General features: G+C 49.0%; 16 protein-coding genes. 10 read left to right on the top strand and 6 right to left on the bottom strand.

Features of this window, described 5'->3' with window-relative positions; translation table 11 throughout:
• Positions 1-30: 30 nt before the first annotated feature.
• Together C9I98_RS03475 and C9I98_RS03470 are read left to right on the top strand one after the other, a co-directional pair.
• Positions 31-1302 carry a YeaH/YhbH family protein gene (locus C9I98_RS03475; protein WP_107271584.1) on the top strand — a complete coding sequence of 424 codons (1272 nt, stop codon included), beginning with the start codon at positions 31-33 and terminating at the stop codon, positions 1300-1302.
• A 22-nt stretch (positions 1303-1324) separates the two neighbouring features.
• Positions 1325-2854, top strand: a complete 1530-nt coding sequence (locus C9I98_RS03470) for a SpoVR family protein (protein ID WP_107271583.1) — start codon at positions 1325-1327, stop codon at positions 2852-2854.
• Between the two features lie 148 nt (positions 2855-3002).
• Here the strand turns inward: C9I98_RS03470 and fadR are convergent, their stop codons facing one another.
• Entirely contained in the window at positions 3003-3854 is an 852-nt protein-coding gene (gene fadR / locus C9I98_RS03465; RefSeq protein WP_036824194.1) for a fatty acid metabolism transcriptional regulator FadR, read from the bottom strand.
• Positions 3855-4448: 594 nt separating this feature from the next.
• Here fadR and nhaB point away from each other — a divergent pair.
• The gene (nhaB, locus tag C9I98_RS03460; protein ID WP_036824191.1) at positions 4449-6038 is read left to right on the top strand and encodes a Na(+)/H(+) antiporter NhaB; all 1590 of its coding nucleotides are present in this window, start codon (positions 4449-4451) and stop codon (positions 6036-6038) included.
• Between the two features lie 130 nt (positions 6039-6168).
• Positions 6169-6684 (top strand): disulfide bond formation protein DsbB, encoded by a 516-nt coding sequence (gene dsbB, locus C9I98_RS03455; protein WP_036829109.1) that lies wholly within the window; start codon positions 6169-6171, stop codon positions 6682-6684.
• Positions 6685-6801: 117 nt separating this feature from the next.
• On the opposite strand, the gene C9I98_RS03450 is transcribed toward dsbB, so the two are convergent.
• Together C9I98_RS03450 and C9I98_RS03445 are read right to left on the bottom strand one after the other, a co-directional pair.
• Positions 6802-7215, bottom strand: a complete 414-nt coding sequence (locus C9I98_RS03450) for a (deoxy)nucleoside triphosphate pyrophosphohydrolase (protein WP_107271581.1) — start codon at positions 7213-7215, stop codon at positions 6802-6804.
• A 3-nt stretch (positions 7216-7218) separates the two neighbouring features.
• Positions 7219-7866: an SEC-C metal-binding domain-containing protein gene (locus tag C9I98_RS03445; RefSeq protein WP_036828542.1), complete on the bottom strand. Its 648-nt coding sequence runs from the start codon at positions 7864-7866 to the stop codon at positions 7219-7221.
• Between the two features lie 233 nt (positions 7867-8099).
• On the opposite strand from C9I98_RS03445, the gene C9I98_RS03440 reads away from it, so the two are divergent.
• The 4 genes from C9I98_RS03440 (at position 8100) to ahpF (ending at position 12462) form a co-directional block, all read left to right on the top strand.
• Positions 8100-8792, top strand: a complete 693-nt coding sequence (locus C9I98_RS03440) for an NAD(P)H-binding protein (RefSeq protein WP_036830718.1) — start codon at positions 8100-8102, stop codon at positions 8790-8792.
• A 64-nt stretch (positions 8793-8856) separates the two neighbouring features.
• Complete coding sequence (gene dusC, locus C9I98_RS03435; RefSeq protein ID WP_107271580.1) at positions 8857-9807, top strand: tRNA dihydrouridine(16) synthase DusC; 951 nt, start codon at positions 8857-8859, stop codon at positions 9805-9807.
• A gap of 288 nt (positions 9808-10095) precedes the next feature.
• Positions 10096-10653 (top strand): alkyl hydroperoxide reductase subunit C, encoded by a 558-nt coding sequence (gene ahpC / locus C9I98_RS03430; RefSeq protein WP_036816937.1) that lies wholly within the window; start codon positions 10096-10098, stop codon positions 10651-10653.
• Positions 10654-10869: 216 nt separating this feature from the next.
• Positions 10870-12462 (top strand): alkyl hydroperoxide reductase subunit F, encoded by a 1593-nt coding sequence (gene ahpF / locus C9I98_RS03425; RefSeq protein WP_036816935.1) that lies wholly within the window; start codon positions 10870-10872, stop codon positions 12460-12462.
• Between the two features lie 88 nt (positions 12463-12550).
• Here ahpF and C9I98_RS03420 read toward each other — a convergent pair whose 3' ends face one another.
• A complete protein-coding gene (locus C9I98_RS03420) occupies positions 12551-12988 on the bottom strand; it encodes a YcgN family cysteine cluster protein (RefSeq protein WP_081878825.1) in 438 nt (145 codons plus the stop codon).
• A 240-nt stretch (positions 12989-13228) separates the two neighbouring features.
• On the opposite strand from C9I98_RS03420, the gene C9I98_RS03415 reads away from it, so the two are divergent.
• Positions 13229-13477, top strand: coding sequence for a YkgJ family cysteine cluster protein (locus C9I98_RS03415; RefSeq protein WP_036816931.1), 249 nt, complete (start codon positions 13229-13231; stop codon positions 13475-13477).
• 42 nt (positions 13478-13519) lie between these two features.
• Here the strand turns inward: C9I98_RS03415 and C9I98_RS03410 are convergent, their stop codons facing one another.
• Both C9I98_RS03410 and C9I98_RS03405 read right to left on the bottom strand, forming a co-directional pair.
• Complete coding sequence (locus C9I98_RS03410) at positions 13520-13765, bottom strand: TIGR02647 family protein (RefSeq protein ID WP_036816929.1); 246 nt, start codon at positions 13763-13765, stop codon at positions 13520-13522.
• Between the two features lie 171 nt (positions 13766-13936).
• Positions 13937-14818: a Tim44 domain-containing protein gene (locus tag C9I98_RS03405; protein WP_036816926.1), complete on the bottom strand. Its 882-nt coding sequence runs from the start codon at positions 14816-14818 to the stop codon at positions 13937-13939.
• Positions 14819-15004: 186 nt separating this feature from the next.
• Here C9I98_RS03405 and C9I98_RS03400 point away from each other — a divergent pair, with 186 nt between their 5' ends.
• Complete coding sequence (locus tag C9I98_RS03400; RefSeq protein WP_036816923.1) at positions 15005-15403, top strand: NINE protein; 399 nt, start codon at positions 15005-15007, stop codon at positions 15401-15403.
• The last annotated feature ends 125 nt before the right edge of the window (positions 15404-15528 follow it).

The raw sequence follows: 15528 nt of genomic DNA, 5'->3' as shown, positions 1-15528 counted from the left end.
AGTGTTAATGGATGAATAAGGGGGGAGCTTATGGCGCATTTCATAGACCGCAGGCTCAACGGTAAAAATAAAAGCACGGTAAACCGCCAGCGCTTTTTACGCCGCCACAAACAGCAGATCAAAGAATCGATTGCTGATGCGGTGAACAAGCGCTCGATTACCGATGTTGAAAGCGGTGAGGATATTGCAATTCCTTCCCGCGATATCAGCGAGCCAAGCTTTCACCAAGGACGCGGTGGACAACGTGAAGTTGTCCACCCGGGCAACGACCAGTTCAGCCCTGGAGACCGTATTGAACGCCCCCAAGGAGGGGGCGGACAAGGCGGTGCCGGTGAAGGACAGGCAAGCCCGGATGGTGAAGGTCAGGATGAGTTCGTATTCCAAATATCCAAAGACGAGTACCTAGATCTGCTCTTTGAAGACTTGGAATTACCAAACCTTGAAAAGAATCAGCTGAACAAGATCGTCGAATGGAAGACATTCCGCTCGGGCTATAAGTCATCAGGTGTACCGGCCAATATTGCGATTGTTAAATCATTGCAGAATTCATTGGCACGCCGCACAGCGATGACGGCAGCAAAACGCCGCCAGCTTCGTGAGTTGGAACAAACCCTCGACCTGCTGATGAACACTGAACCAGCACAGCCTTTTGAAGAAGAAAGGGTGAAGCAGGAAATTCAAGCGCTACGCCAGAAGATCAGTAGTGTACCGTTTATTGATACCTTCGATTTACGCTACAAAAACTACGAGCGTCGCCCGCAACCCACCAGCCAAGCCGTCATGTTTTGCTTGATGGATGTGTCCGGCTCGATGGATCAGGCGACCAAAGATATGGCAAAGCGTTTCTATATCTTGTTGTACTTGTTCTTAAACCGAACCTACAAAAACGTTGATGTGGTGTTTATTCGCCACCATACGCAGGCAAAAGAAGTGGATGAGCATGAGTTCTTCTACTCCCAAGAAACCGGTGGCACCATTGTGTCCAGCGCCCTGCGAATGATGGATGACATCATCAAGAAGCGCTACTCGCCCGCAGAATGGAACATCTATGCGGCTCAGGCTTCCGATGGTGATAACTGGGCGGACGATTCTCCGGGCTGTAGGGAGTTACTGGACAAACAAATACTGCCAGTTACCCGCTACTACTCATACATTGAGATCACTCGCCGAGCACACCAAACACTATGGCGGGAATACGAGGCCCTACAGGGCAGCCATAGTAATTTTGCGATGCAGAACATTAGAAGCGTTGAAGACATATTCCCTGTATTCCGGGAGCTATTTAAGAAGCAAGTGAATTAACATCGCTTTAGGGGAGTGTGCTATGGAGACAAATACGAAGTCAAAGGCACTCAGTGACGGTCCTGATTGGACGTTTGATCTGCTTGATCAATACCACAAAGAAATAAAGCGTGTAGCCGATCACTATCGGCTAGACGCCTACCCCAATCAGATCGAGATCATCACTGCTGAACAAATGATGGACGCCTACTCCAGTATCGGTATGCCTATCAACTACCACCACTGGTCGTTTGGTAAGCGCTTTATCGAAACAGAGCGAGGCTACAAGCATGGTCAGATGGGTCTGGCATACGAGATCGTGATTAACTCCGATCCCTGTATTTCCTATCTGATGGAAGAGAACACCATCACAATGCAAGCATTGGTTATGGCCCATGCTTGTTACGGACATAACTCTTTTTTCAAAGGAAACTATCTATTTAAAACCTGGACTGATGCCAGTTCGATTGTCGATTACCTGCTTTTTGCTCGTAAGTATATTACTGAGTGTGAAGAAAAATATGGCGTCGATGATGTCGAGCGCTTGCTCGACTCGTGCCATGCCCTTATGAACTACGGTGTCGACCGCTATAAGCGTCCGGAACGTATTTCAATGGTGGAGGAGAAGGCAAGGCAGCAAGCACGGGAAGACTACCTTCAAACACAGGTCAATGCCCTGTGGCGTACCCTGCCCATTCAGCAGGAAGAAGAAGAGGTCTCAGAAGAGATTCGGTTCCCGGCCGATCCGCAAGAGAATATTCTCTACTTCATAGAGAAACATGCTCCCTTGCTAGAGCCTTGGCAACGGGAAATTGTGCGGATTGTCCGCAAGGTTAGCCAGTACTTCTACCCGCAGAAGCAAACCCAGGTAATGAACGAAGGGTGGGCAACATTCTGGCACTACACCATTCTCAATCATCTTTATGACGAGGGGTTGGTTACCGATCGCTTTATCATTGAGTTCTTGCACAGCCACACCAATGTGGTGGCTCAGCCTGAGTACAACAGCCCCTATTACAGTGGGATCAACCCATATGCACTAGGGTTTGCCATGTTCCAGGATATTCGCCGGATCTGTGAGAACCCGACGGAGGAAGATAAGTACTGGTTCCCGGATATTGCCGGTAAAGACTGGCTTGAAACCTTGCACTTTGCGATGGAGAACTTCAAGGACGAGAGCTTTATAAGCCAGTTCTTGTCACCGAAAGTGATCCGTGATTTCAAACTGTTTGCCGTCAATGACGATGATAGGCATAACTATGTTGAGGTGAGTGCGATTCACAACGAAGAGGGCTACCGCGCTATTCGTGAGAAGCTGTCGTCCCAGTATAATTTAAGTAACAAAGAACCAAATATTCAGGTTTGGAATGTGGCACTGAAGGGTGACCGATCGTTAACCTTGCGTTATGTACCGCATAACCGCATCCCGTTAGCGGATAGCCACCAGGAAGTGCTGAAGCACATGTACCGATTATGGGGCTTTGACGTCACCCTGGAAGAGGAGCTGCCTGACGGACGTACCCAAATTTTGGGGACTTGCCCGACTCGCAACCAGTACAACAGTGATATGTAATCATTCTTGATAGATAAAAAGAAAAAAGCGAGAACCAATGGTTCTCGCTTTTCTTTGTCTGTTGCCCCCCAATTATCACAACAAGAAGGTATCACAACAAGAAGGGGCTTTGCTTAGACGCTAGTCGCGTGCCAGCAATGAAATCCGATTACTGCTCTTCTTCGTACAAGTAGCGGGCGATTTCAATACGGTTGGCATACCAGATAGCACCACTTTCGCGTCCGTAATTACGAATACGGTCAGCCACTATTTCAGGCTGCTGGCTATCACAGTAAGACTTCATATCACGGTAGAAGCCAAGCGCTAGTTCACACGCTTCCTTAGACATAAAGTAGTAACCACCAACACGGGTATAGATTTTACGCAGGCCGTTAATCGTCAATACATACAAGGTATTGCCCGATTTTGCCGCCATACCCTGGAACATACGGTAGTCGAAGTAGTTAAATGCACGAGCACGGCAAATTGCTTCACACAACTCAGGATCATCCTTGCCGTACTTATCAACGATCTTTTTCACTTCTTGCATCAGCTCAGCTTTATCTTCGCTGTTCTCAACAAAGTCGGCAAAGCTATCAGCTTTAAGTAGTGTCTCGCACTCTTGAATAATGTGCCCAAGCAGTTGGCTTGATTCTTCATGGTTACCCTTAATGGCGTAACGCATGTAAACACTACTGATATCGGTACGCGCCGAAAGCAAGTCTTCCAACACGCCCTGAACATCCTGTCCATCTAGGGTAATCAAGGTATCCAGAATGCTTAGCCCCGAGGTATCCATGTAATTGTTCACACGGGTTGGTTTACCATGTTGGATAGTTAGCCAACCATCACGGGCAAGTCTTTGCAATACTTCACGTAACGTGGTTCGGGTTACACCAATAAGCTCGGATAACTCGCGCTCTGCAGGTAGAATAGAGCCCTGAGGGAAGTGATTATTCCAGATACTCTCTATGATATATTTCTCAGCAAATGTTGCTGGGCTATCAGCCTTTATTACCATCTGATTAATTTTCCGGTTGCTTCTTGCTAATTTTTTATTAACTCATCATACCACTAGTATGAATTGATTGCCTACCTAAATACAAGTGACTCCCGCCACACAAGGGGCATCACGCAGACTAATCCCCCACGGTAACACATAACCACAGGCTATATTTCGGGTTGAATAAACCCTTACAGAATATGCACATAACAATCATTCGCTTGCTAGCAATATTATCTTTGCATCAACAGTTATAAATTTGATGAAGCTCAACGTATTCTGAAAGGTGTAAGCATATATTTCAGCCGGTCGTGCGAAAAGCGTGTGTCACACACGTTTTTTGATGAATTTTCACAATATTAAATAAGTTCTCAACCTAGTACTTGACTGATCAAGATCACACGGTACAGTTAGCACGATCTGGGAGCTGAATGGATGCTGCTGCCTGCTTTAAGTTAAACACCATAAGGGATATGGTCTTTAGCTTAGAGGGTCTCTAAAGAACACTTAACCAACATAATAACAAATGGTTATCTCGATCTCGGACTATAAAAGGCAATGTAGCACGCAGCTCAACAACTATTGCGTATATTTTTTAAGAGACTCGAAACAATGGCAATTTCGCTACGGAACGCCTTCATTAAGAACTTTTTAGGAAAAGCCCCCGACTGGTACAAAGTATCAATCATCGCCTTCCTGATCATCAACCCAATCGTCTTCTTCTTTGTTGACCCATTTGTCGCTGGCTGGCTACTGGTTATTGAATTCATCTTTACCCTCGCCATGGCCCTCAAATGTTACCCGCTGCAACCCGGTGGTTTGCTTGCCATCGAGGCCGTCGCCATCGGCATGACCAGCCCCGAGATGGTCAAGCACGAAATCGTGGCGAACATTGAAGTGCTCTTGCTACTGATCTTCATGGTTGCTGGCATTTACTTTATGAAACAATTACTGCTCTATATCTTCACCAAGATACTGATCGGTATTCGTTCCAAAACCCTACTGTCACTCGCTTTCTGTGTGATGTCGGCTTTTCTGTCCGCGTTCCTTGATGCCCTAACCGTTATCGCGGTGGTGATCAGCGTGACCATCGGCTTCTACAGCATCTACCACAAGGTTGCTTCTGGCCAAGAACCGCATGCTTCCCACGACCACACCACAGACAAGCACATTCGCGAAGTCAGCCGTGACGATCTGGAAAACTACCGTGCCTTCCTACGTAGCCTACTGATGCATGCGGGTGTCGGTACTGCGCTGGGTGGTGTAATGACCATGGTGGGTGAACCGCAAAACTTGATCATCGCCGATCAGGCCGGTTGGTTATTTGGCGAGTTCATCATGCGTATGCTGCCTGTGACGCTACCCGTGTTCTTCTGCGGTATTTTAACCTGTGTGTTGGTCGAAAAATTCCAAATTTGCGGCTACGGTTCTAAGTTGCCTGAAAACGTTCGTAAGATCCTGGTTGATTACGACAACGAAGAACGCAAGCGCCGTACCAACATCGACTACGCGAAACTTTGGATCCAAGTGATTATCGCTGTTTGGCTTATTGTCGGCCTAGCCCTGCACTTGGCTGCGGTTGGCCTGATTGGCTTGACCGTGATTATCCTCGCGACCTCGTTCACCGGTATTACCGACGAACATGCCCTTGGTAAAGCGTTTGAAGAAGCACTACCGTTCACCGCGCTATTGGCCGTTTTCTTCTCCATTGTGGCCGTTATCATCGACCAGCAGCTTTTTGCGCCGATCATTACGATGGTACTGAGCCTAGAAGGCAGCATGCAGATGACCATGTTCTACATTGCTAACGGTCTGCTTTCGATGGTATCTGATAACGTATTCGTCGGTACGGTGTACATCAACGAAGTGAAGGCTGCCCTTGTCGACGGCATCATCACCCGTGATCAGTTCGATATGCTAGCCGTAGCCATCAACACCGGTACGAACCTACCTTCGGTTGCAACACCGAACGGCCAGGCTGCATTCCTATTCGCACTGACATCGGCACTGGCACCGCTTATCCGCTTGTCATACGGCCGCATGGTATACATGGCGCTGCCATACACCATCGTGCTATCGATTGTTGGCTTGGCGTGTATCGAATTTACCCTAGTGCCGATGACCCAATGGTTCTATGACATGGGTTGGTTGACCCATGCTGCAGAAGTTGCCACACAAATTGCACCTGCTGCTGGACATTAATTGAATCTTTCGTAAAGATTAATGTCAGTAATAACAGATCAAAGCCCTGATTATTCAGGGCTTTGTTTTATTAGATTCCGCCTTCAGTCGGTAATCGATTTTTATTTATATTGTTGATTGGATGCACACCATGCACTTTCTGTATACCTTTTCGAAAAGTCGCCTATCTTGGTTTTTGCTGTTCGCGTTCGTGATCTTCTTTGAGGCCGCCGCGTTGTTCTTCCAGCACGTGATGAAGCTTGACCCTTGCGTCATGTGTATTTACGAGCGTGTCGCGATGATGGGGATCGGCTTTGCCGCGCTGCTGGGTATGATTGCCCCGCAAAATGCCATTATCCGTTGGTCAGGCCTGGCGGCATGGGGCTATACGGCATACAGCGGCCTGGCATTGGCACAGGAGCATGTTGGCTACCAATTCAATCCGTCCCCGTTCGCCACTTGCGATCTGTTCGTGACCTTCCCTGACTGGGCACCGCTGAATAAGTGGGTACCTTGGATGTTCGAGGCCAACGGCGACTGCGCCAAAGTGGTTTGGCAATTCCTGGGCCAATCAATGCCGCAATGGCTGGTGATCATTTTCGCCGCTAACCTTGCTGCATTGGCTATCATTGTGGTTGCCCAGTTCCTTGGTACGAAAGAGGACTAAGCTCAATACCACTCAAGAGCAGCTCATAAAAAAAGCGAGTAGCCCTAACGGTCAACAGACCCTTGGCTGCTCGCTTTTTCTTTTGCCTCAAAACTTCTACCTTGAAGAGAAATGGGGCTACCGCTTTTTCAATGCTTCAACAATAGGTAAATCGGCAGGACACAGTGGATAGCGGTCGATATCGGCCAAATCGACCCACACCGCATCTTGGTGGCTGTGCATCACCAACTCCCCCGCTAACCAGTGTGACAGGTAGCCCTTGAGGTGGATAACCTTATCACCGTAATCAAAAATGCTGTCAGCCAAGAACTGCCCGGTTTTCGTCTCGATGGCCAGTTCCTCACCCAGCTCGCGTTCCAACGCTTGCTCAGGTGTTTCCGACCGCTCGACCTTACCACCGGGGAACTCCCACAGCCCGCCTTGGCTCGCACCGTCCAAGCGCTGAGCCAGCAAGTATTGGCCTCGCTTTTCAATCACACCGGCCACGACCAATATCACTGCTCGTTCAGTGGTACCTGGTTGTTCTGCCATCAGTTACTTACCGCAGCACTGCTTGAACTTCTTACCACTACCACACGGGCAGGCATCGTTACGGCCTGTATCTTTGTATGGGTTTACCGCTTGGGCTGCCGCACCTTGTTGCATTTCATCCGCGGCCATCACCACTTCCGGTAGCATCAAAGGCAATTGGGCATAAAGCGCTTCAGGCTCAGGCATGCCTGTCACACCCGCATCTTCCATTTGCTGCAACATAGACGCTTCGTCCATCATCAACATCAAAGTAGTCAGCAGCGCCGACAGCATGCGCATGGTACCATCCGACATTGGCTGCTCAGCCCAGTTTGGCTCAATCACTGGCCATACCGTCAGAAAGCCTTCGGCAAACTGGGCCAGCTCCTCAGTCACGCCTTGCTCCGGCTGCCAGCTAACTTGTTCTGGCAACACATATTCACCGGCTTTGATGTAGCGGTACTGCATTTCAAAGTGATTCAAGATAGCCGTTTTATCGTCGCTATTTAGCTCAACAGGCGCATCTTCTTCCACACCACCTGTCACCAATAGCGGTAGCCATGTTTCTGGCTCTAGCGGCTTAGGGTTGGCATTGGCAGCCAAAAGCGCACCTTCGATGAATGTGGCAGGCATGCCTTCCCATTGTGCCGGTAGCGTCATTAGTTCTGTCATGGTGTTCTATCTCGTTACTTCATAGTTGGCGCAGATTATACCCACTCTCTCTCAAACTTGAATAGATTTAGCCTCACAGCGACGAGGCCGCTTTCTGGTTAGCCAGATAGGAAAAAACAAACTAGCCTTTTCAGTAAGTTGAGTTGCCTCAGTAAATCTGTGAAAAATCGACAAAATAGTTGAACTTCTGTTTGAACAGTGGCAAAAATGATTAAGTTTAACCCAACATTAGGATGCAGTTTCATATGTCGACCGCCATTATTGCCGGTGCAAGTGGTCTCGTTGGAGACGAGTTGCTGCACCTTCTGTTAAGCCACCCTAACTTCAGTACCGTCTACTCACTGGCCCGTCGGGAACTGCCATTTCGCAGCGCCAAGCTCAAGCAACTGATTCACCCCGAGCTGAGGATCACCGATTGGGAAGAGTCCTCACCGACCCCCAATATCGGCTTTATCTGCTTGGGCACCACCAAGAAACAGGCCGGCAGTAAGCAAGCATTGGAAGCGGTTGACTACCAACTGGTCAAGGACGTCGCCCATACCATGCAGATGATCGGGGTTAAGCATATCGTGGTAATTTCAAGCCTATTTGCCAGCCCTTGGTCACCCTCGCACTACCTTCGCTGCAAAGGCAAGATGGAAAAAGCCCTTTCGGCCATGCACTTTGACCACTGCGTCTTTGTCCGTCCCGGCCCACTCAAGGGCGAGCGCAGTGCCCCGCGCAAAGATGAGCAATTGGTACAAGGGATTTTCGATACGTTGCACCCGCTCGTTGTCGGCCCGCTCGCCAATCTTGACCCAATCCCAGCCGAGCGAGTGGCAAGGCGCATGCTAGAGCTATCACTGGCTGCCGAAAGCCGGACATTGGCGCCTATCGAAATCGTCTCCGGCAAGATGCTATTAGACAAGCCCGCGGTTACCCACTAAAATCTCGCCTCCAACCTAGGGTCTAGTGCCCTAGCGACTATTAGCCTTGGCGACGAGAAATGCTATGCGTGTAATTTTAGGCCCGATGGAAGGTGTACTTGATCACCTGATGCGGGAGATGCTAACCGAAATCAATGACTACGATCTCTGCGTGACCGAGTTTGTCCGTGTTGTCGATCAATTGCTCCCCAATAGCGTCTTCTACCGCCTTTGCCCTGAACTCTACAACAACGGCAAAACCGCCTCTGGCACACCGGTGCGCGTCCAGCTGCTTGGCCAAGACCCTAACTGGCTAGCAGAAAACGCCCGCCGGGCCATTGAACTCGGCTCGTCCGGCATCGATATCAACTTCGGTTGCCCGGCCAAAGCGGTAAACAAAAGCCGTGGTGGCGCGGTATTGCTGCAAGACCCACAGTTGATGTACGACATCGTCAAGTCAGTAAGGGAAGCCACCGACCCAAGGTTGCCGGTTACCGCCAAAGTGCGCCTTGGCTGGGACGATCCATCCCATTGCTTCGACATCGCCGATGCCGTCGCCCAGGCCGGCGGTGATGAAATTGTGGTCCACGCCCGAACCAAGGTGGATGGCTACAAGGCCGAGACCATCAAGTGGGAATATATCCGCCAGCTAAAAGACAAAGTGCGTATCCCCATCATCGCCAACGGCGAGGTATGGAACTACCAAGACGGCCAACGCTGCCTTGACACCACCCAAACCGATGCCCTGATGGTTTGTCGCGGCGCATTGAACCTGCCGAACCTCGGTAACGTCGTAAAACACAATGCAACCCCGATGACATGGGCCGAGGTGCTTGCGCTGCTGTTGCGCTACTCGGAATACGAAATCAAGGGTGACAAAGGCCTGTACTACCCGAATAGGGTTAAGCAATGGTTCGCCTACCTGCGCCACGAATACCCTGAAGCCAAGGCGCTGTTTGCCGATATCCGCCGCCTCAACCGCGCAAAACCGATTGTTGAAGTGCTGGAAAATGCCCACCGCGCTATCGCGGCTTAGCCTTGAACAATGAGCCCCCATTCACAAGCCCGGCTTTCACCAAGCCGGGCTTGTCTGTTTTATTTCCCAACCTAAGACCGCTACCTCCCCCTTCACCTTTCTCTATCCCATTAAACATACGCAATTGGTGTCGATAGCTTCTCTCTATAGCCGATGCCTATCGTGTATAGGTTTCGCCTATCAAATCGATTGGAACGTCCAATTTCAAAAAATTTCGGGGCCAATGCATTATATCTCCATCGACGCGGGACAGCGTCAAACACGATAAATGAGAAAGAGAGTTAAAGCATGATCAATACAGAAATCAAACCATTCCAGGCGACTGCATTCAAAAACGGCGAGTTCGTAGAAATCACAGAGCAAGATGTAAAAGGTAAGTGGGCAGTCTTCTTCTTCTACCCAGCAGACTTCACTTTTGTATGCCCAACAGAGCTTGTTGACCTGCAAGAAAAATACGCTGAGCTTCAGTCTCGCGGTGTGGAAGTTTACTCAGTATCAACGGATACGCACTTCTCTCACAAAGCATGGCACGACACTTCAGACAAAATCGGCACTATCGAGTACTTCATGGTAGGCGACCAAACCGGCACTATCACTAACAACTTCAACGTAATGCGTGAAGGCCAAGGTCTAGCTGACCGTGCAACATTCCTAATCGACCCAGAAGGCGTTATCCAGGCGATGGAAATCACTGCTGAAGGTATCGGCCGTGATGCTGACGACCTACTACGCAAGGTTAAAGCGGCACAATACGTAGCGGCTAACCCTGGTGAAGTTTGCCCGGCTAAATGGAAAGAAGGCGAAGAGACGCTAGCACCATCTCTAGACCTAGTTGGTAAAATTTAAGATCAACTGAATAGCGGACACTGTTCAGTTTGACAGGCACGCTTTGGCCTATCTCCTAAAGGGCCAGGGCGTGCCGCCCCAAACAAGCTATCCGCATATCGAATAGACAACCCACCCCACACAATGTTTGCCGACTTGCGCCCCCTTTTTATTTTCCTTTAAAGCAAGAAGGTATTGGTCAATACCAAAAAACAGAATTTAAGAGCAGGCACGATTATGTTAGATCAAGCAATGAAGCAGCAGCTTAAAGCATACCTAGAAAACCTTAAAACCGATGTACAACTGATACTTAGCTTGGATAGCAGCGAGACAGCAAGCAAGCTTCAGGCCTTGGCAGACGACATTGCCTCACTAACCAACAAAATCAAAGTAACCCGTGATGACAGCGCCAGTACGCGCCAGCCAATCATGCAGGTTGTCAATGAAGAAAAAGGCACCTCAATTAGCTTTGCCGGCCTACCGATGGGGCATGAGTTTACTTCTCTAGTGCTCGCGCTCCTTCATAGCGGTGGCCACCCAATAAAACTTGAAGCAGACACTATCGAGCAAATTAAGGCATTGAGTCAGCCGCTAAATGTTGAAGTTTTCATTTCACTGTCGTGCCAAAACTGCCCAGAGGTAGTACAAGCATTCAACATGATGTCGGCAATCAACCCGTTGATCAAAACCACCATGATTGACGGTGCAGCCTTCCAAGACGAGGTAAAATCTCGCGATATTATGGCAGTGCCAAGTGTGTTTATTAACGGCGAGCTATTTGGTCAAGGCCGTATGTCATTGGCTGAAATCCTGAACAAAGTGGACTCTGGCGCCGCAGAGAAGAAAGCGGCCAACCTAAGCCAGCAACCACCTTTTGATGTACTGGTTGTGGGTGGCGGCCCTGCGGGATCGTCAGCGGCAATCTATGCTGCCCGCAAAGGCATTCGTACCGGTGTCGTCGCTGAACGTTTTGGTGGCCAAGTAATGGATACCATGGCTATCGAGAACTTTATCTCGGTAAAAGCCACAACAGGCCCTAAGCTCGTGGCAAGCCTTGAAGAGCACGTAAAAGAATATGGCGTCGAGGTGATCACCGAGCAACGCGCCGCTAACATCATCGACGCTGAAGAAACCACTGACGGATACATCCATGTCGAGCTAGAAAGCGGAGCCGTTTTAAAAGCGCGTACAGTCATCACCAGCACAGGTGCCCGCTGGCGTGAAATGAACGTACCTGGCGAGCAAGCATACCGCAACAAAGGCGTGGCTTACTGTCCGCACTGTGATGGTCCATTGTTCAAAGGCAAGAAAACAGCCGTGATCGGTGGTGGAAACTCCGGTATCGAAGCTGCTATCGACCTTGCAGGTATCGTGGAGCATGTCACCGTGCTTGAGTTCGCAGATACGCTACGAGCAGACCAAGTACTGATTGACAAGGCAAACGCAACACCAAACATCGACATCATCAAGATGGCACAAACGACCCAGGTACTGGGCGATGGTAACCGAGTAACCGGCCTTGAATACAAAGACCGCAATACGGGCGAACTGAAGCAAATCGAACTGGCGGGTATTTTTGTCCAGATCGGCCTGATGCCAAACAGCGAATGGTTGAAAGGCACTAACGTTGAGCTATCACCGCGTGGTGAAATCGAAATCGACGCACACGGCGCAACCTCAATGAATGGCGTGTTTGCCGCAGGTGACGTCACCACGGTGCCATACAAGCAGATCATTATCGCCATGGGTGAAGGCGCCAAGGCAAGCCTGGGGGCTTTCGATTACCTCATCCGTAACCCGGCGCCAACCAAGGTAGCAGAAACAGCGTAATTTGTGGCTATCACCACTTAATGAAAAAGCCCGACTTTCATCAAGTCGGGCTTTCTGTATGCTTTGCTCATTGCTCGCAGGTGATCAATTATGAGCGTTCCGGGTGGTTCAAAATATGATCTTCCCAGTCGATAACATCGATCTCATAGACAATCTTATCGCGCACCGATTCATCTGCCTTGTGCATGGCTTCTTTGGAGCCGGTAAGTAGCGGGTGCCACTCAGGTAGGTCCTTACCTTCGGCCAATAGGCGGTAGGCGCAGGTTTCAGGCAGCCAAACGAACTCATCGATACGGTCACGGGTTAGCTTCAAGCACTCTTCGCCTGACTCAAAGCGGTTCGGGTAGTCTTTGCACGAACAGGTGTTGTTATCCAGCAGGCTACAAGCAACATTGGTGTAGTAGATTTCATCGGTATCGTCGTCGATCAGTTTATGCAAGCAGCACTTACCGCAGCCATCGCACAGTGCCTCCCACTCCTGATCGGTCATTTCCTTCAAATCTTTTTGTTGCCAATAGTGTGTCATCACTCTGCCTTTTGTTGAACCTATCCTCCCGGCGAAGCGGGTTGATATTACCTCGGAGGCGGTTTTATAGCCGTCATACCATCAAAGTGCAAGCGATTCTGCTCATACCGCCCAAACTAATGGGGTGAATAAGATTCATTATTATCTAGAGCCATTCCACCAGTATGAATCAGAATATTTTTTGATCCTACCAAGCGACAGTGGTAAGTTTCGCACCGTTTCAATAATTGTAGGTGAGTTATGGATTGTCGATTAGGTTGTGGCGCGTGTTGTATCGCCCCGAGTATCTCTTCCCCTATTCCCGGCATGCCAAAAGGCAAGCCTGCAGGGGTGCGTTGTATCCAGCTTAATGAAAACAACTTGTGTAAGATCTTTGGCCAGCCAGAAAGGCCGGCGGTGTGCCATCAGTTTAAAGCCTGCCCATCGCTTTGCGGCTCAAGCTCGCAGCAAGCCATAGACAACATTACAGAACTAGAAAGCATGACCTAAAGTCATGCTTTCAACTAGCATTCGACAACATATTTCCGCTTATTACGGATCCATTTTGCCCGTTAAAATGCGCAATACCGACTTGGCATGCTCAACGGCTTGATGCCCAGAAAACGTCAGGTAACCACCATCTTCGCTAGTAACTAGCCCCTTTGCATACAGACGCTGGGCAGCGGAAACCATTTCCGGTGCAGCATTGCTGTGTACTTTGATCCCCTCCAAATCACTGTGCATCGGGAATTTGACCAGTAGGTTCAGCTCGTTAACCAAATCTGCGTTATATGGCATAGTGTTCTCTCAAGTTATTTCGCTTGATATTAATACTAGCGGGTCAGCTAGATTAAACTAGGTGACGAGATCATATCCCGTCTAATCAGCGAGAGAGCAAGATCAAATTTTTGATATAAAAAAACCGCCACAACGGGCGGTTTTTCAAAAAAGTTACTTATTGGTCAAAGATTAAGCTTGAATACCAACAATCAACCATGGCGCATTTTGGGCACGCAGATCACGCTCCAAGTGCCACACGTCGGTGATGTCTTCTTCAACGCCTTCGTTACGATCTTTATAACGACCAGAGAACTTGATACTTAGCTGTGCGATGTTCGCATCGTAGTCGGCACGTACCAGCTCGGCATCCACATACATCACTTCAGTATGCTGTTCGCCATCTAGCTTAGCGCGCTCTGCTGCCAAGTCGTTGAACAACGCAGGGCTCACGTACTCGCGAATGGTTTCCAGCTCATTGTGGTTCCAAGCACCTTGAATCTTACGGTAGTGCTCGCGTGAACCATTCAGGAACGCGTTCATGTTAAAGCTAGGAGGCAGGTTGAACGGTACTTCGCTATCAGTAGAAACATACTCTTCCTGCTGCGCTGCACCGGCGTTCATGCCGTTAGCTTGCTGGCGGAACTGAGCTTGCTTCTGCTGCGGGGAGTTGCCGGCATAAGCCTCACGGTGACCCATCGGCGTTGATTTCGCGCCGCGCATGGTTTTAAACAGCTTGAAGATAACAAAGGCAATCAAACCGAAGATCAGAATATCCATGAACTGGATACCTTCGAATGCACCGCCGAAGAATGCAGCTAGTAGACCACCAGCTAGCAGGCCGCCAAGTAGACCGCCCATCAAACCTTTCTTGCTGGATTGGGCAGCTTGGTTCGCACCAGGCTTTTGCTGTTGGTTTAGGGTGTTAGTTTGTTGTGGCTGTTGTTTTTTTACTGGAGCCGTTTTAAAGCTCTTGCCAAACGACTTGCCGCCACCAAATTTCTTCGCCTCAACCTGTGGTGCGACAAATGCCACCGTCAGGATCAAGGTGAAAACAGTGAAGAAGCGTTTCATAGAAATCAGTACCTTTGCCTCATATTGGAAATTGCATCGTAAACCGCTGGAACTGAATGTCAACTAAACCGTCAAAGCAAATTGTTACTAATATTTATCAAAGGTGAATATTGGATAGACAAAAGTTATAGTATTCAACGACTATAATGCAGACTGAAATCGCGTTTTCACACTACAGGACGCTCAATGAACGACACTCACAGTAAACTAATTGGTTACTTACTTTGGATCTTCGGGTTCACTGGCGCGCATCGCTTTTATTACGGCAAACCCGTTACGGGCACCATCTGGTTTTTCACCCTTGGCCTATTTGGCATCGGCTGGCTCATCGACCTATTCCTCGTTCCCTCGATGGATAGAGAAGCCGATCTGCGCTTTACGGGCGGCGATACCGACTACACCGTTGCCTGGATCTTGCTAACCTTCCTCGGTGTATTTGGCGTTCACCGTATGTACATGGGCAAATGGCTAACCGGTATTTTATACCTTTGCACCTTCGGCTTTTTCTTGATTGGTATTCTGGTCGACTTCTGGACCTTGAATGAGCAAGTTTCAATCAAGAACACCGAATCCCGCCGAGCCTAACCCGCCTATAAATTTACCTAACGATTTTTCGGTAGTGTATAGTTATTATTCACTACCGAATACTTATTGATGATTAAAGTCACAACTAGTTGAGAAATCAGCAGTAAAATGTAGTCAATCAATAA

This window comes from Photobacterium sanctipauli (assembly GCF_003026495.1).
Lineage (GTDB): Bacteria > Pseudomonadota > Gammaproteobacteria > Enterobacterales > Vibrionaceae > Photobacterium > Photobacterium sanctipauli.
Note: the sequence above shows the minus strand (reverse complement) of the source record. Positions and strands in the feature narration are given on the sequence as shown.